General features: G+C 71.0%; 18 protein-coding genes. All 18 read right to left on the bottom strand.

The features are described 5' to 3' along the window. Positions 1–16: 16 nt before the first annotated feature. From AR540_RS18910 to AR540_RS18995, 18 genes are read right to left on the bottom strand one after another with little or no spacing between them, the layout of a single operon-like run. The gene (locus tag AR540_RS18910) at positions 17–1,249 is read right to left on the bottom strand and encodes a beta-ketoacyl-ACP synthase (RefSeq protein ID WP_059230954.1); all 1,233 of its coding nucleotides are present in this window, start codon (positions 1,247–1,249) and stop codon (positions 17–19) included. Next, a complete protein-coding gene (gene fabG, locus AR540_RS18915; protein ID WP_059230956.1) occupies positions 1,249–1,986 on the bottom strand; it encodes a 3-oxoacyl-ACP reductase FabG in 738 nt (245 codons plus the stop codon). Before fabG ends, AR540_RS18910 begins: the two co-directional genes overlap by 1 nt. After that, positions 1,983–2,432: an ApeP family dehydratase gene (locus AR540_RS18920; RefSeq protein WP_059230958.1), complete on the bottom strand. Its 450-nt coding sequence runs from the start codon at positions 2,430–2,432 to the stop codon at positions 1,983–1,985. Before AR540_RS18920 ends, fabG begins: the two co-directional genes overlap by 4 nt. Continuing rightward, positions 2,429–3,613 carry a beta-ketoacyl-[acyl-carrier-protein] synthase family protein gene (locus AR540_RS18925; protein ID WP_059230959.1) on the bottom strand — a complete coding sequence of 395 codons (1,185 nt, stop codon included), beginning with the start codon at positions 3,611–3,613 and terminating at the stop codon, positions 2,429–2,431. Before AR540_RS18925 ends, AR540_RS18920 begins: the two co-directional genes overlap by 4 nt. Continuing rightward, entirely contained in the window at positions 3,610–4,104 is a 495-nt protein-coding gene (locus AR540_RS18930) for a hypothetical protein (protein ID WP_059230961.1), read from the bottom strand. Before AR540_RS18930 ends, AR540_RS18925 begins: the two co-directional genes overlap by 4 nt. Beyond that, positions 4,101–5,348: an NAD(P)/FAD-dependent oxidoreductase gene (locus AR540_RS18935; RefSeq protein ID WP_059230964.1), complete on the bottom strand. Its 1,248-nt coding sequence runs from the start codon at positions 5,346–5,348 to the stop codon at positions 4,101–4,103. The genes AR540_RS18930 and AR540_RS18935 overlap by 4 nt, the downstream gene beginning before the upstream one ends. After that, positions 5,341–7,674: an MMPL family transporter gene (locus tag AR540_RS18940; RefSeq protein ID WP_059230965.1), complete on the bottom strand. Its 2,334-nt coding sequence runs from the start codon at positions 7,672–7,674 to the stop codon at positions 5,341–5,343. The genes AR540_RS18935 and AR540_RS18940 overlap by 8 nt, the downstream gene beginning before the upstream one ends. Next, entirely contained in the window at positions 7,671–8,255 is a 585-nt protein-coding gene (locus AR540_RS18945; RefSeq protein ID WP_059230968.1) for an outer membrane lipoprotein carrier protein LolA, read from the bottom strand. The genes AR540_RS18940 and AR540_RS18945 overlap by 4 nt, the downstream gene beginning before the upstream one ends. Then, positions 8,243–8,677 (bottom strand): acyl-CoA thioesterase, encoded by a 435-nt coding sequence (locus AR540_RS18950; protein WP_059230970.1) that lies wholly within the window; start codon positions 8,675–8,677, stop codon positions 8,243–8,245. The genes AR540_RS18945 and AR540_RS18950 overlap by 13 nt, the downstream gene beginning before the upstream one ends. Continuing rightward, complete coding sequence (locus AR540_RS18955) at positions 8,670–10,196, bottom strand: HAL/PAL/TAL family ammonia-lyase (protein ID WP_059230972.1); 1,527 nt, start codon at positions 10,194–10,196, stop codon at positions 8,670–8,672. The genes AR540_RS18950 and AR540_RS18955 overlap by 8 nt, the downstream gene beginning before the upstream one ends. Then, on the bottom strand, positions 10,186–11,106 hold the full coding sequence (locus AR540_RS18960; protein WP_059230973.1) for an LpxL/LpxP family acyltransferase: 921 nt from the start codon (positions 11,104–11,106) through the stop codon (positions 10,186–10,188). The genes AR540_RS18955 and AR540_RS18960 overlap by 11 nt, the downstream gene beginning before the upstream one ends. Further along, complete coding sequence (locus AR540_RS18965) at positions 11,103–11,840, bottom strand: glycosyltransferase family 2 protein (protein WP_059230975.1); 738 nt, start codon at positions 11,838–11,840, stop codon at positions 11,103–11,105. The genes AR540_RS18960 and AR540_RS18965 overlap by 4 nt, the downstream gene beginning before the upstream one ends. After that, positions 11,837–13,483, bottom strand: a complete 1,647-nt coding sequence (locus AR540_RS18970; protein WP_059230977.1) for an AMP-binding protein — start codon at positions 13,481–13,483, stop codon at positions 11,837–11,839. Before AR540_RS18970 ends, AR540_RS18965 begins: the two co-directional genes overlap by 4 nt. Continuing rightward, positions 13,480–14,052, bottom strand: coding sequence for a hypothetical protein (locus AR540_RS18975; RefSeq protein WP_059230979.1), 573 nt, complete (start codon positions 14,050–14,052; stop codon positions 13,480–13,482). Before AR540_RS18975 ends, AR540_RS18970 begins: the two co-directional genes overlap by 4 nt. A gap of 10 nt (positions 14,053–14,062) precedes the next feature. Further along, positions 14,063–14,317: an acyl carrier protein gene (locus AR540_RS18980; protein ID WP_059230980.1), complete on the bottom strand. Its 255-nt coding sequence runs from the start codon at positions 14,315–14,317 to the stop codon at positions 14,063–14,065. A 10-nt stretch (positions 14,318–14,327) separates the two neighbouring features. Next, positions 14,328–14,588, bottom strand: a complete 261-nt coding sequence (locus tag AR540_RS18985; protein WP_059230983.1) for a phosphopantetheine-binding protein — start codon at positions 14,586–14,588, stop codon at positions 14,328–14,330. After that, positions 14,581–15,348 carry a lysophospholipid acyltransferase family protein gene (locus AR540_RS18990; RefSeq protein ID WP_059230985.1) on the bottom strand — a complete coding sequence of 256 codons (768 nt, stop codon included), beginning with the start codon at positions 15,346–15,348 and terminating at the stop codon, positions 14,581–14,583. Before AR540_RS18990 ends, AR540_RS18985 begins: the two co-directional genes overlap by 8 nt. Then, positions 15,345–16,067 carry a beta-ketoacyl synthase chain length factor gene (locus AR540_RS18995; RefSeq protein WP_059231595.1) on the bottom strand — a complete coding sequence of 241 codons (723 nt, stop codon included), beginning with the start codon at positions 16,065–16,067 and terminating at the stop codon, positions 15,345–15,347. The genes AR540_RS18990 and AR540_RS18995 overlap by 4 nt, the downstream gene beginning before the upstream one ends. Between the last annotated feature and the right edge of the window lie 39 nt (positions 16,068–16,106).

Here is a 16,106-nt window from a genome sequence, read left to right on the forward strand (position 1 = left end):
CCTCTTGGGGTGATCATCAGGACCAGCGGCGGAAGATCAGCGAGGTGTTCACCCCGCCGAAGGCGAAATTGTTGTTCATCACATGCTCGGTACGCAGCGTGCGCGGCCCGTCACGCAGATAGTCCAGCTCGCCGCACTGGGGGTCCAGCTCGTCGAGGTTGAGGGTCGGTACGAACAGTTCCTCGTTCATCATGGCGATGCTGAACCAGGATTCCAGGGCACCGCAGGCCCCGAGGGTGTGGCCCAGGTAGCTCTTCTGCGAGCTGATGGGCATGCGCGCGCCGAACAGCGCCTGGGTGGCGCGGGTCTCGGCGATGTCGCCCTGCTCGGTAGCGGTGCCGTGGCCGTTGACATAGCCGATGGCCTCCGGCGCCAGCCCGGCGTCTTCCAGGGCCAGCTCCATGGCGCGCTGCATGGTGGCCTGCTCGGGGCGGGTGGAGTGCTGGCCGTCGGCGTTGCTGCCGAAGCCGACGATCTCGGCGTGGATGTGCGCACCGCGCGCCAGGGCGTGTTCCAGCTCTTCCAGCACCAGGATGCCGGCACCTTCGCCGATCACCAGGCCATCGCGGCCCTGGTCGTAGGGGCGTGGCGACGTGTGGGGGGCGTCGTTGCGCAGGCTGGTGGCATAGAGGGTGTCGAAGACCATGGCTTCGCTGGGGCAGAGTTCTTCGGCGCCGCCGGCCAGCATCAGCGGCAGGCGGCCGAACTTGATCGCCTCGTAGGCGTAGCCGATGCCCTGGCTGCCACTGGTGCAGGCGCTGGAGGTGGGGATCAGCCGGCCCTTGAGCCCGAAGAACAGACTCAGGTTGGCGGCGGCGGTGTGCGGCATCATGCGCACATAGGTGTTGGCATTGAGGCCCACCGCGGCGTCGCTGAGCAGCATGTTGGCCAGCGCCTTGATGTCGTCGGTGCTGCCGGTGGAGGAGCCGCAGGCCACGCCCATGCGGCCGTCGGCGATGCTGGCATCGTCCAGCAGCCCGGCATCGGCCAGGGCGCGCTCGGCGGCGGCCACCGCCAGCTGGGAGACACGACCCATGCTGCGCAGCTGCTTGCGGGTCCAGTGACTGGGCACCTGGAAGTCGACGATGGGGCCACCCAGGCGGGTGTTCATCTCGGTATAGCGGTCCCAGGCGTCCATGCGGCGGATGCCGCTGTGGCCGGCCAGGAAGTGGTCGCGGATGGTCGGCCAGTCACTGCCCAGGGCGGTGACGCCGGCCATCCCGGTGATCACGACGCGACGACCGCTCATCAGCACAGCCCTCCGTTGACCGCCAGCACCTGGCGGGTGATGTAGCCGGCCTCGGGTGCGAGCAGGAAGGCCACCGCGTGGGCCACCTCCTCGGGGGTGCCCATCCGCCCGGCGGGGATCATCTCGAGAATCTTGTCCACCGGCACGTGCTCGTCGAGGATCTCGGTGTCGATCAGCCCCGGGGCGACGCAGTTGACGGTTATCTTGCGCTTGGCCAGCTCCACCGCCAGGGCCTTGGCGGCGCCAATCAGGCCGGCCTTGGAAGCGCTGTAGTTGACCTGGCCGCGATTGCCGATCAGACCGGACACCGAGGTGATGCAGACGATGCGCCCCGGCGCGCGGCGGCGGATCATCGGCATGACCACCGGGTGCAGCACGTTGTAGAAGCCGTCGAGGTTGGTGCGCAGCACCACGTCCCAGTCCTCGCCGGTCAGTGCCGGGAAGGCGCCGTCGCGGGTCAGGCCGGCGTTGCAGACTACCCCGTAGTAGCCGCCGTGGGCTTCGGTGTCGGCCTCCAGGATGGCGGCGCAGGCGGCGCGGTCGCCGACGTCGAATTGCAGCACCCGGGCGCGGCGGCCCAGGGCCTCGACCTCGGCGCGCACGGCCTCGGCTTCGTCGCGGCGGCTGCGGCAGTGCAGCACCAGGTCATGGCCGGCGGCGGCCAGGCGCAGGGCGATGGCGCGGCCCAGGCCGCGACTGGAACCGGTCACCAGGACCGGGGCGGGGGCGACGCTCATGGCGCGGGCTCCTCTAGGTACAGATCCGCCTGGGGCGGGCGATAGACGTTCAGGCGGGCGCTGGCCTGGCAGCCAGGGCCCTGCAGCTGGCAGTCGAAGATGGCCATGCCATCCTCGTTTTCCAGCGCCGACTGGGCGCGGATGCGCAATTCGGCGCCGGCGGGAAAGGCTGGCACGTCGCAGGCGAACTGGCGGGTGCCGAGCAGGAAGCCCAGCGCCGGTGCCTCGCCACGGCGGCGCGCCTGGCAGCCAGCGAAGGCGGCCACGCTCTGGGCCATCAGCTCCACGCCGATCCAGGCCGGCAGGGCGCCGTCGACGTCGGTGAAGAGGCCGGGACGCACCACCAGGCGGGTCTCGATGCTGTCGTCGTCGCAGGCGAGGATCTCGTCGATCAGCAGCATGTCGCCGGCGTGGGGTACCAGCTCGGCGAGGGGCCAGGGAATCATGAGGGGGCTCCGAGGATGAGGCTGACGTTGCTGCCACCGAAGGCGAAGCTGTTGCTCATGGCGTGGCGGCGGCCGTCCAGGCGGCTGTCGGGAGTGGTGAGTGCCAGGCGCGGCAGGGCCGGATCGGGCTGGCCGTCCCAGCGGTGCGGCGGCAACTGGCCGGCGGAATTGAGGGCCGGATCGAGGGTCAGCCAGGCGAAGGCGGCTTCCAGGGCCCCGGCGGCGCCGAGGGTATGGCCGGTCAGCGGCTTGGTCGACGAGCAGGGCACCCCGGCCGGGAACACCGCCTGGGTCGCCTGGCTTTCCATGGCATCGTTATGCGGCGTGGCGGTGCCGTGCAGGTTGAGATAGCCGATGTCGGTCGGTGCCAGGCCGCTGGCGCGCAGGGCCGTCTGCATGGCCTGGATGGCGCCGCGCCCGCTGGGGTCGGGGGCCGAGATGTGATGGGCGTCGGAGCTGGCGCCGCCACCGAGCAGGACGATGGGGCCGGGCTCGCGGGTCAGCAGGAACAGCGCCGCCCCCTCGCCGATGTTGATGCCGCAGCGGTTGACCGAGAAGGGGTTGCACAGCGCCTCGCTGATGGCTTCCAGGGCGGCGAAGCCATTCAGGGTCAGGCCGCAGAGGCTGTCGACGCCGCCGCAGAGCACGGCGTCGCAATGGCCCTGGACCAGCAGCCGCCGGGCGCTGAGCAGGGCGCGGGCGCTGCTGGTGCAGGCGGTGGACAGACCGTAGCAGGGACCGCTCAGGCCCAGGTAGCGGGCGAGGAAGTCGGCCGGTGCCACCAGTTCCTGCTGGGCGTACTGATAGCCCTCGGGCAGCTGGCCGCTGCGCTGGTGCAAGGCGATGCCCTGGCTGGCCTCGTGAATGCCCGAGGTGCTGGTGCCCAGCACTACGCCGATGCGGGCCGGGCCGTGGCGCTCGATGGCTTGGCGCACCTGGGGCTCGATCTCGGTGAGGGCGGCCAGCAGCAGCTGGTTGTTGCGGCTGAAGAAGGGTGCCCAGGCCGCTGGCCAGGCCGGCAGGGCGGCGGTGACGGTACCCACCGGCGGCTGGCGCTCGGGAATCCAGCCCGGGGTGGGCCGCATGCCGGCCGTGTCGCCGGCGAACAGCCCGCGGGCCACCTCGGCCTTGCCCTGGCCCAGGGCGCAGAGCAGGCCCAGGGCGTTCAGGTAGGCGCTCAAGGCGCGGACTCCGGGAGCAGGATCAGGCGGTAGCTCGGCTGGTCCGGTGCCTGCAGTTCCAGGCGGTCGGCGGCGGGATAGCGCACCTGCCAGTCCTCGAGGGTGCGGCTGCCATCGGCAGCCTGCTGCCAGCCGCCCGCGGCATAGGCCCGGGGCAACTGCGCGGCGGGCGTCAGGGCGAACAGGAGCACGGCGAAGAAGGCGCGCGCCTGGGGGTTCGGCGGCAGCAGGCCGTCGGCCTGCCAGGCGCCATCGATGAATTGCTGGCGCGCCTGGGGCACGCCAAGCGGATCGAACAGCGAGAAACGCAGGTGGCGACCTTCCGGCTGGATCGCCAGCAGCAGGGCATCGCTGCCTGCCGGCGTCTGGCGCTCCACCTGGTAGACGCGCGCGCGGTCCAGCGGCGGCGGACTGCTGGGCAGCGGCGGCTGGCTGGCGCAGGCGGCGAGCAGCAGGCCAGCCAGGAGGAGGAGCGGACGGAGCAAGGTCATGCAGGATGGGCCGAATTCAGCTGGCAAAGCTCCACGAGCAGGCGCAGGCGCCGCTTGGGTTCCTTGACGAAGGGGTTGCGAACGTCCCAGGCGTAGCCGGCGAGGATGGCGCAGATCATGCTGCGGATCTCGGGCTGGGCGTGCTCGAAATAGATGACGTCCTGGAAACTGCCATCGTACCAGCCCTCCACATAGGCACGGAACGTATCGACGCCCGCCTTGAGCGGCTGGGCGAATTCGGTTTCCCAGTCCACCGGCTCGCCGCGCAGCTGGCGATCCACCAGGGGCGCGGCCAGGCTGGCCGAGCGCAGGGCGATGGTGACGCCCGAGGAGAACACCGGATCGAGGAACTCGGCGGCGTTGCCCAGCAGGGCGAAGCCGGGGCCGTGCAGGCGCTTGACGTTGGCCGCGTAGCCACCCAGCTCGCGTACCGGGGTATCCCAGACCGCATTGTGCAGCACCCGGGCCAGGCTCGGGGTCTCGGCGACCCAGTCGCGCAGACAGGTGGCGAGATCAAGGGCGCGCCCGGCATAGCGCTCGGCGGCGGCGACCACGCCCAGGGAGGTGCGGCCGTCGCTGAAGGGAATGGTCCAGAACCAGACGTCGCGCAGGGTCGGGTGGGTGGTGATGAGGATACGTTCGCGGTCGAAGCCGGGGTCGTCGATGCGGTCCTCGACGTGGGTGAAGAGGGCGCGCCGCATGGGGAAGTTCGACGGTGCCTCCAGATCCAGCAGGCGCGGCAGGACGCGGCCGTAGCCGCTGGCGTCGAGCAGGAAGTCGGTGGTCAGCGCATAGGCCTGGCCGTCGTCGCCCAGCACCTCGATCCGCGTCCTTTCACCGCCTTCGCCCAGGGTCACGGCGGTGACGCGCTGGCCGTAGCGGATCGCCACGCCCTGGCGCGCGGCGTCATCGGCGAGGATCTTGTCGAAGGGGCCGCGCTGGACCTGGAAGGTGCTGCGGCCACCGCTATAAGTGTCGCGAAAGTCGAAGTCGGTGTAGCGCTCGCCCCAGGCGAAGGCCGCGCCGACCTTGGTCTGGAAACCGGCGGCCTCGACCGCCGGCAGCATCCCGGCTTCCTCGACGAAGTCCAGGCTGTGGGAGAGCAGGCTCTCGCCGATGGAAAAGCGCGGAAAGTGCTGGGCTTCCAGCACCAGCACCGCATGGCCGCGACGCTTGAGCAGGGCGGCGACCACGGCGCCGGCCGGACCGGCACCGATGACGACCAGGGGATGATGTTCAACCATGACGAAGGTCCTTTTCGTGGGAGACGGGAGGCGAGGCCCAGGGCGCCAGCAGAAAGCTGAACACCAGCCCCAGGCTGATGGCCAGGCCGAAGTTGGCGATGGCCGGGGTGCTGCTGAGCAGCAGCAGGCCGAACGACAGCCAGCTGCCGACGCCGGACAGCAGGCCACCGAGCAGACTCACCGCAGCGCCGCCGATGGCCTCGTGCATGAGGATGGCGTAGTCCACGCCGATGGCGGTGATCAGCAGCAGGGCGAAGAGGCTGAACAGGGTCAGCGGCTGGCCCAGCCAGCCCAGGCAGGCCAGGGCCGCCAGCGCGGCCAACAGCGGCAGGCAGACGATGCGCAGCGCCGCGCGGCGACCGAAGGCCCAGAGCAGCAGGAGGAAGATGGCCCCCGAGGCCAGCAGCTTGAGCTCGACTGCCAGGCGCTGGGTGTGGACGAACAGCCCGCGCAGTTCGCCGAGGCGATCCACCAGTTGCACGCCGGGCAGGCCGTCGGCCACCGTCTGTAGCAGACGGGCATCGCCCAAGCCTTGCAGGCTGACCAGGCCGGCCGCGCCGCCATCGGCCGTCCGGCCTAGCCAGAGCGGTCGCCAGGGTTCGCCCAGGGGCCCGGCCAGGGCCTGGTCGAGACTCAGGTCGGGTAACTGATGCATTTGCTTGAGTTCGGCGTCCAGCGCCCCGGCCGGTATGCCTACCGCCAGCAGGGGTTGCAGGCGCTCTTGCCAGCCGGCCAGGGCCTGGCGCAGTTCGGCCTGCGCGGCGGCGGGGGCGACCAGGCCGCTGAGGGCGCGATAGCCCTGCAGCTTGCCGTCTGCGACCAGGGCGTCGAGGCGCTGGCCCAGGGCGGTCTGGCGTTGCAGCACCTGGTCGGCGTCCGCGCCGCGCACCAGGAAGAACTGGCTGGTGGGTTGCAAGCCGGTGAGGCGGGCGATGGCCTGGGCTTCACGGGTCAGCGCCGGGTCCTGGCCGAGCCAGAGGCGCAGGTCGTTCTGGGTGTGCAACTGCCAGAGGCCGGCGCCGCAGAAGGCCAGCAGCGCCAGGAGCAGCGGCAGGCTGCCGGTGCGGGCCAGCAGCCGCAGGCGCAGGTCGAGCAGGCGCTGCATGAGGCGCAGGGGCGCGGCGGGCGGCGCCAGGTCCAGGCGCTGCCACCAGGCCGGCAATAGGCAGACGGTGGTGAGGTAGGCGCCGATCAGGCCGGCAGCGGAGAACACCGCCACCTGGGTCAGGGCCGGGAAGGGCGTGCAAGCCAGTGCCAGGTAGCCGAGCAGGTTGGTGGCCAGGCTGAGGGACAAACCGGGCAGGGTCTCGCGCAGGATGCCCGTGGCGTCCCAGGGGCCGCCCTTCCAGCTCTTGCTGAGATAGTGCAGTGGATAGTCGGCGGCCACCCCGGTCAGGCTGGCGCCGAGGATCAGGGTGAGGGCGTTGATCTGGCCGAACAGCAGTACGCAGGCGGCACTGCCGGCCAGCAGGGCCACGCCCACGGCCAGGAGGCTGAGCAGCACCCGCCAGCGGCGGAACAGCCCCAGCAGCAGGGCCAGGGTGCCGAGGGTGGCGAGGCCGCCGATCAGCGACATCTCGCGGCTGGCGGTGGCCTGGCCGTTGGCGGCGTATCTCAGGCCACTGGCGGCGAGCAGTTGGCCACCGTCGGCGACCACCTCGCGGCGGGCGGCCTCGACCAAGGCCTCCACCTGGGGCGGGGCGTCGAAATCGAAGGCATCGGCGCGGGTGCGGGCGCGAACCAGCGCCCAGGTCAGGCCATCGCCCTGGGTCAGCAGCAGGCCGCTGCCGGCGTCGAATTGCACCTTGCTGGCCGGGGTGAGCTGGCGCTGCAGCAGCAGGCCGAGGCCGAACCAGTCCTGCTCCAGGGGCAGGGCGCCAGCACCGGCGAAGGGATCGAAGAGCGCCGCGGCGCGGGCTTGCAGATAGGCATCGGGCGTCTTGAGCAGCTCGTCGCGCGCCGGCCCCGGCGCCAGCGCCAGGCGACTGGCCAGGAGTTGCTGGCGCAGGCCGGGCAGGTCCGGCGTGAGTTGCCACTGCACCTTCTCGAACAGCGGCGCTTGGGACCAGGCCTGGCCCAGGCGCTCGACCAGGGCGGCGACCCGCTCGCGTTGGGGATGACCGACCAGCAGCAGCACCTCGCGATTGAGCGGCTCGGCCATGCGCGCCTCGGCTTGCAGGGTGAGGGCATCGCCGGCGCCCTGGGGCAGCAGGGCCAGCAGATCGGCGGCCACCGGCGGGCCGTGCCGCCACTGCCAGGCGCTGAGCGCCAGCAGGGCGAGCAGGAACAGCAGGAACAGCAGGAAGGGACGGTGCAGGCGGGTCACTGGAAGGCCGCGTGCTGGTCGGCGGAGAGGGTGTCGCTGGCCTGGCCATGGAGCGTGAGCAGGCTGCGGTCGCCCTGGGTCTCGCGGATTTCCACCTGCTCCACCAGAGCCCCGCCCTGGATGAGGATGCCGTCGAACACCTGCTTGAGCAGGGCGCCGCGCGGGGTCAGGCGCAGCTGCCAGTGACTGGCGTCGCCGCTCAGGGCCAGTTCGAAGTCTCGCGCCAGGCCGCTGCGATCGCCGCCGAGCACGGCGAGGAACAGCGCACTCTGGCGCGCGGCCAGGTCGCTGCCGGGCAGCGGCGTCCAGCCCGCGGGGGTCTGCTTGGCGATGGCGCCGGGGGTGATGCGATAGGTCTGTGCCAGGGGCTTTTCCAGCCGCCAGAGCAGGCCCAGGCCACGGGCCAGGATGAAGTGGCCGCTGCTGGTGAGCGGCTGCGGCAGGGCGCGCAGATAACGCTGCTGGACGAAGCTGCCTTCCACGGCGGCCGGGCGTGCCAGCTGGCTGGCCAGGTCGTCGAGGTCGAAGGCCTGGGCCAGGGGGGCGGCCAGGATGAATAGCAGAGCGATCAGTCGGTGCATGCCAGGGCCCTCTCCACGGCGTCGATGAAGACCTGGGGCGAGGCCAGCTGCATCTCGCGGCTGGCGATGTCCACGGCCACCTGCACGGTGCTGGCGCGGGTCAGGCGCTCGCCGGTGGCGGCATCGCTGATCAGGTAGTTGAGCTTGAGGCGGTGCTCCCACTCCACCAGATCGGCCCGCACGCGGACGCGCTGCTGGAACAGCAGCGGGCGGATGTAGCGAATCTGCAGGTCGATCACCGGCCAGCCGTAGCCGGAGTCGCGCATCCGCAGGTAGTTGTGGTCGAGGCGGTCGAGCAGGGCGCAGCGCGCCACCTCCAGGTACTTGACGTAATGGCCGTGCCAGGCGATTTCCATCATGTCGACGTCGTAGAAGGGGATCTGCATCTCCACCTCGACCTGCAGGACACCGGTCTTACGCATAGAGCCTCCAGTGGCGGGCGCGGATCAGGATCAGGGCCTGGCGCAGCTCGGGCTCCAGGGCGCGGTCCTCGACCAGCGGCGGGAAGGTCTCGCCCAGCTCGGCATGCATGGCCGCCAAGGGGGCGGGTGGTTCGACACCCTGGGCGCGGCGGAGCCAGACGCCCTGCTGGGCGGCCAGCAGGGTGGCGGCGGCGACCTGCTCGGTGAGTTCCAGCACGCGCAGGGCGTCGCGGGCGGCGATGGTGCCCATGCTGACCTTGTCCTGGTTATGGCACTCGGTGGAGCGGGAGAAGACACTGGCCGGCAGGGTGCCCTTGAGCGCCTCGGCGGTCCAGGCGCTGGCGCCGATCTGCACCGCCTTGAAGCCGTGGTTGAGCATGGCGCGTTCGGCGGGCGCGCCGGAGAGATTGCCCGGCAGGCCATGGTTGTAGCGGGCGTCCACCAGCAGGGCGAGCTGGCGGTCGAGCAGGTCGGCGACGTTGGCCACCAGGGTCTTGAGGCTGTCCATGGCGCAGGCGATATGGCCGCCATAGAAGTGGCCGCCATGCAGCACCCGCTCGTCCTCGGCGTCGATCAGCGGATTGTCGTTGGCGCTGTTGAGTTCGGTCTCGATGAACTGGCGCAGCCAGGGCAGGCTGTCGGCCAGGACCCCCAGCACATGGGGCGCGCAGCGCAGCGAATAGCGATCCTGCAGGCGATGTAGCGGCGCGGCCGGCCCCTCGGCCGCGAGGTCCGCGCGCAGCCAGGCGGCCACCTGGCCCTGGCCCGGATGCGGCTTGGCGGCGAACAGGCGCTGGTCGAAGTGCTCGGGATTGCCGGCCAGGGCCACCACGTTGAGCGCGGTGATGCGCGTGGCCAGGCGCAGCAGGTACTCGGCGCGGGCGAAGGCCAGGCAGGCCAGGCCGGTCATGACCGCGGTGCCGTTCATCAGCGCCAGGGCTTCCTTGGGGCGGAGCACCAGCGGCGTCCAGCCCAGCTCGGCATGGACATCGGCCGCTTCCCGCACCTCATCGCGCCAGCGCACCTGGCGCTCGCCGCAGAGGGCGGCAGCCACGTAGGACAGCGGGGTGAGATCGCCACTGGCGCCCACCGAACCCTCTTCGGGGATCAGCGGCAGGATGTCCTCACGGAGGAAGGCGGTGAGGCGTTCGAGCAATTCGACGCGCACCCCGGAGACGCCCTGGCACAGCGACTGCAACCGCGCCGCCAGTACCGCGCGGGTCGCTGCCGGGTCCAGGTGGCGACCCAGGCCGCAGCCGTGGAAGGTGTAGAGCTGGCGCGGCAGCGCCTCGACCTGGGCCAGGGGTACGGCGACCACGCAGGAATCGCCGTAGCCGGTGGTGATGCCATAGACCGAGCCCTCGCGGGCCAGCAGCGAATCGACGAAGAGTGCGCCGCGGGCGATGCCGTCGCGGAAGGGGGCGTCGTCCTGCAACGCGGCGGTGGCGCGGCCCCCGGCCAGGGCGACCAGGTCTTCGATGGCGAGGGCCTGGCTACCAAAGCGAACACTAGCGTTCATCGCGACTCCAGAAGGGGTAGAAGTTGAACCACTGCCGCGGAGCTTTCAGGCAGTAGGCGGCGAGGCGCTCGGCATAGGCCTGGGCCAGGCCCTGGATGCCGGCGGCGCGTTCCTGGCGGCGCCAGGCGGGAATGGGGGCGAAGTCTTCCAGGTAGACGTGGTAGCCGTCGTCCTGGCGCAGGCAGAACAGCAGGTTGGTCGGGCAGTGCAACAGGTGCGCCAGCAGCCAGGGGCCCTGGGGGAAGGGCGCCGCGGCGCCGAGGAAGTCCACCGCCACGGTGCGGCCACCATGCAGCGGTACCCGGTCGCCGGCAATGGCCAGCCACTCGCCGCGCTCCAGGCGCTCGCTCAGCTGCAGCATCACCGCCGGGTCCAGCTCGCTGACCTGGATCAGCCGCAGGTCGCTGGCGCCGGCCTCTTCCAGCAGACGATTGAAGGCCTCGGCGTGACGGGTGTGCACCAGTACGTTGAGCCGTACCCGGCGCCCCAGCTGGGCCAGGGCGCGACAGACCTCCAGATTGCCCAGGTGGGCGGTGACCAGGATCTCGCCGCGCGGCGCGTTCATCCGCGCGTGCACCTGGTCGTCGTCGTGCAGCTGCACCTGATCCAGGCCGAGGCGGCCGTTCCAGGCGTCGAGCTTGTCCAGCAGGGCCTCGGCGAAGGCCATGAACTGGGCATAGCCGCTGCGCCAGCTGGGACCCAGCTCGGGACGACCGCTCCAGGCGGCCAGGCGCTGCTGGTACTCCTGGATGCCGCGCCGGGCGCGCCCGCCGAACAGGAAGAAGTACAGCACGATCAGCCGCAGCAACGGGGCGATGGCACGCCGGCCCAGGTGCCGTGCCAGCCAGGCGGTGAGGCGCATCAGCAGCGGGCTGCCGCGCTCGCGCTGCTGCGCCCAGTGGCCGCTCACGGGCGCACCCGGCGCCAGAGCAGGCGCGGCGCGCGCAGCAGCATGCCGAAGAACAGCCGGGTGTGCATGCGCGAGATCAGCACGTTGTCCTGCCAGAGGCGAAAGTGCGAACGGCCATCCAGCGGGTAATGCACCCGCGTCGGGCGCCAGCGCATGGGCTGCTCGCGCCAGGCCAGGCGCACCAGGATCTCGGGGTCGAAATCCATGCGCTTGCCCAGGCCGCCGGCCTGGATCACCGCCAGGGTCGGCGCCAGCGGATAGACGCGAAAACCGCACATGCTGTCGCGGATCTCGAGCGACAGGCTGTTGATCCACACCCAGACGTGGGTGAGATAGCGGGCATAGAGCCGGCCCTTGGGCACCGAGTCGTCGAAGCGCGGATAGCCGCAGATCAGCGCCTCGGGATAGGCCCGGGCCTCGGCGAGAAAGGCTGACACATCAGCCAGGTCGTGCTGGCCGTCGGCGTCCACCTGCAGGGCATGGGTGAAGCCCAGCCGCTGCGCCTCGGCCAGCCCGGCCATCACCGCGCCGCCCTTGCCCTGGTTGAGCGGCAGGCGCAGCAGGTGGATGTCGGGCAGGGTCGCCAGCTCGTCCATCACCTGGGCGCAGGCCGGGCTGGAGGCGTCGTCCACCAGCACGCAGGGCAGGGCGCGCTGGCGCAGGGCCTCGACCACCAGCGGCAGGGCGTGTTCGTGGTCGAACACCGGGATCACCGCGCAGGCGCGAAAGCTCATGGCTGGCTCCCCTGGAGCAGGATGCGCCCGGAGGAGCAGGCCGCCTCGCCGCGGCGGAAGGCGAAGTGCAGCTTGCTGCGGCTGGCGTCGAAGTGGAAGCTGAGGGTGGTGCGATCACCCGGTCGCAGGAGCTGCTGGAACTTGAGCACCTCCAGGCCGGCGAAGTCCGCGGGCAGCTCCAGGTGCTGGCGGGCCAGGCGCTGGGCCCAGCCGACCTGCACCACGCCCGGTACCACCGGCACCCTGGGGAAATGACCGGAGAAGAAGGCCAGGTCGGGGGCGATCTCCAGCTCCAGGCGCCAGCCGTCTGGGGTCCGCTCGACGCTCAGCGGCTCGATGTCCACCGGCCGGGGCTGGGCCAGCCGCCGCTCCACCTCGGCCTGGGCCAGCTTGCCCTGGGCGCTGTAGGGCAGTGCCAGCAGCAGGCGCCAGCGGCGCGGCAGGGCGATGGCTTCGCAATGGCCGACCAGGTGTTCGCGCAACTCGGCCACCAGGGCGCGGCGACCGCCATTGCGCAGCTGGTGCAGGCCGTGCTCGCTCAGGGCGACCAGGGCGCCGAGCAGGGCGCGACCCTGCTGCACCACGCCCAGGCGGACGTCGGCGACGGCGGGATGGTCGAGCAGGCGCGCTTCCAGTGCCGGCAGGGCGATGCGTTTCTCTTCCAGCTTGACGATGCGATCCAGCCGGCCGAGCAATTCGAAGCGGCCGTCGCCCAGCAGGTGCACGCCGTCCATGGTCTGCTCGCGCAGGCCCACGGGCAGGTAGGGCGAGCTCAGCCAGAGGGCGCCGTCGGCGTCCTGGCCCAGCTCGATGTCGGCGAAGGCCTGCCAGGGCTGGGGCCCCTGTCGCCAGGCGATGCCGCCGGTCTCGGAGCTGCCGTAGACCTCGGTGGGGAACTGGCCGAAGCGGGCCTGGCAGGCGTTGGCCGCCGCTGCCGGCAGCACGCCGCCGGAGGAAAACACCCGTACCACCTGGCCGAGGATGGCGTCGTCGAGATTCTCGCCCAGGCGCTTGAGCAGCGCCGGGCTGCTGATCCACACCGCGCGCTGGCCTTGGCGCAGCAAGGCGGCGGTTTCGCGCTGCAATTCCTCGGTGAAGGGCAGCGCTTGGCGGGCGAAAGGGCGACCGGCGCAGAGCGGCCAGAGCACGCGGAACAGCAGGCCGTAGATGTGCTGGGTGGAGACGCTACCGAGGACGGTCGCATCCCCCAGGGACGCGCCCCAGAGGCATTCCAGGGCGGCGACCTCGTTGGCCAGCTGGAACAGCCGCTTGGCGATGGGCTTGGGTTCGCCACTGGAGCCCGAGGTGCTCAGGGTCAGCAGCGATGTCTGCAGATCGAGCAGGGCGGGCGTCAGGGGCTCGGCAGCGGTCCAGCCATCGAGGTCGTCCAACCAGGCGTCCAGCGTCGGCGCCAGGCGCGCGCGGGTGGCGGGCTGGTCGTCGGCCGGCAGCAGCACCTCGATCCCGGCGCGCCAGGCGCCGAACAGGGCGCAGGCCAGGTCTTCGGCATCGCTCAGATGCAGGGCCAGGCGCTTGAGGCCGGCGCCCTGGAAGGCGGCCGCCAGCTGCAGGGCGCGCCGCTGGAGGGTGGCGTCCAGGGGGCTCGTGGCGCCGAGCAGCTCGGCCAGGGGGGTGAAACTCATGATTGCCTCCGCACGCGCTGGCGGATCAGCCATTCACCGGCGAACAGCAGGCCCATCAGCACGTAGGCGATGACGCCGGTGTAGAGGGTCCACCAGGCCAACGGTGCCCAGAGCGCCAGGGCGGCGGCGGTCAGGGCATTGAACAGGAAGAACAGGCACCAGACCTGGGTCACCCGGCGGGTGTAGCGCACTGCCCGTGGCGGCAGCTCGGGTTCGCGCAGCCGCGCCAGGCGCTCGATCACCGGCTGGCCATGGACCAGGCTCAGGCCGAACACCGCCAGCAGGAAGAGGCTGAGCAGCACCGGATACCAGCGCAGCAGCACGGCGGCCTCGCTCAGCGCCAGCAGCAGGCAGAAGCCGAGGGCGACCAGGGCCGTGCCGCGCTGCAGGGCGCTGGCACAGGGTTGCAGCAGGCGCAGGCACCAGAGCGTGCCGAGGGCGGCAGCGAACAGCCGTGGCGAGAGGTGCTGCAGGCCGAAGTAGACGGCGAAGGGGTAGGCCAGGCCGAGCAGGAGCAGCAGGGCACCGGCGAGCAGGCCCAGGGGGGAGCGGGAAGGCAGCGCACTCATAAGTGGCGGATCAGGCTTCCGCTTGGCTGATGCGATGGACCGCCTCGACCACGTCGCCCACGGTGCGCACCTGGCGGAACTGCTCGGCGGCGATCTTGTGGCCGGTCTGGCGACGCAGGTGGTCGATCAGGTCGACGGCGTCGATGCTGTCGATCTCCAGGTCCTCGTAGAGGTTGGCCTCCAGGGTCACCCGCTCGGGCTCCAGCTCGAAGAGTTCGACCAGGGCGTTGCGCAGGGTGTCGAAGATGGCTTCACGGCTTTGCATGGCGATCTCCTCAGGCGGCGCGCTGGGCGGCGACGAAGGCCGCGAGGGCGTTGACGTTGGCGAAATGGGTGCGGGTGTCCTTGGCTTCGGCGTCGATGCGGATGCCGTAGCGCTTCTGGATCGCCAGGCCCAGCTCCAGGGCGTCCACCGAATCCAGGCCCAGGCCTTCGCCGAACAGGGTCTGGTCGTCGCCGATGTCGTCGACGGTGACGTCCTCGAGGCCGAGCGCCTCGATGATCAGGCTCTTGAGCTCGCGGTTGAGGTCAGTCATGGTTGCCGGTTTCCTTCAGGTAGAGCTGGTGCAGCTGGTCGTTGAGTTCACGCGACGCCAGCGGCAGCGGCCGCCCGGCGAAGGTGGTGGGGTCTATGTCGGCGCCGACTTCCAATTGGAAATCGAAACGCCGGGACGGAATGCGGTACCAGGGTGTGGCCTTGGTCAGGGTGCTGGGCACTACGCGGATGATCACCGGGGTGATGCAGCGGGCGCCGCGCAGGGCGATGGCCGCGGCGCCCCGATGGAAGCGTGGCGGCTCGCCCGGCGTGGTGCGGGTGCCTTCGGGGAAGACGATCAGCGTCTGGCCGTCGCGCAGGGAATCGGCGGCGGCATCGAGCATCTCGGCGCTGCCGTCGTTGCTGATGTAGCCGGCGGCCTGGATCTGCCGCTTGAGATAGGGGTTCTGCCAGAGGCCTTGCTTGACCACGCAATTGGCGTCGGGCACCAGGCCGATGAGCACCACCACATCGATCAGCGACGGGTGGTTGGCGATGATCAGCTGGCCCGGACGACCCAGGCGCTCGCGGCCCTGGATGCGCAGGTTCATCACCCGGGTCAGCACCATGAAGGCGACGAAGGAACGGAACAGCCAGGCATTGGCCCGGCGGGCGCGCTGACGGCGCCGCAGCCGAGCGCCCGGCAGCGCCAGCAGGACGGGCAGGATCAGCAGGCGGAAGACCAGCGCGCCGCAGCCGAACACCACGAAGTTGAGCCCCGTGGCCAGCAGGCGGTAGGCATAGTCCAGCCGGCCGATCATCCGCGCGCCTCCGCCTGCCAGTGCCAGGCGCGTCCGGCGTAGGCGTGGTGCAGGGCGCCGTGGGTCTCGAGCAGGCGGAGCAATTCCAAGGCATGGGGCCAGGTGCTGGTCGTGGCCTCGGCCGGCGCCGGCGCGCCCCTCAGGACGCAGGTGCTGCCGGGGGTGAGCAGCAGGCCGACGGCATAGGGAAAGGGCACGTCGTCGATCTGCGGCGCATAGAGGGTCGGCGGAGCTTCCTCGGCGATCACCACCAGCACCCCGGTGGCGCCTTCGGCGAGCAGGGTGCAGGCTTCCAGCACCGCGTGTTCGAGGCCGTCGCGGCCGGTGGCCAGGGCGTTCATCTCGCTGTGATCGCCCCGCAGGATCGACCACTGGCCGATGATGGCGTTGTGCACCGAGAGACTGAATTGCGTGGGGGAGAGCGGTTCGCCGCGGGCCAGTTCCTGGAGAATGGCCAGGGTACGCGGCGTTTCACCGTGGCGCGAGGCGAAGATCAGCGGCAGCGGCGCGCCATGGGCGTCGGCCAGCGGCCAGGCCACCTGGAAGGTCATGCGCGCCAGCCGGCTCAGGCGACGGCGCTGCATGGCCGGCAGGAAGCTGGCGTCGGGCTGGCTGCCATCGTCCGCCGGACGCCAGGGCGCGGCGCACCACTGCCGCCAGGCGTCCTGGTCGATGAGACCAGGCGCCCAGGCGCGCCAATCGCTGATCTGGAAGTGCATGTTCACGGCTGAATCTACCCCGGAGCCTACCTGCTTGCC

Source organism: Pseudomonas sp. EpS/L25 (assembly GCF_001512295.1).
Taxonomy (GTDB): Bacteria; Pseudomonadota; Gammaproteobacteria; order Pseudomonadales; family Pseudomonadaceae; genus Chryseomonas.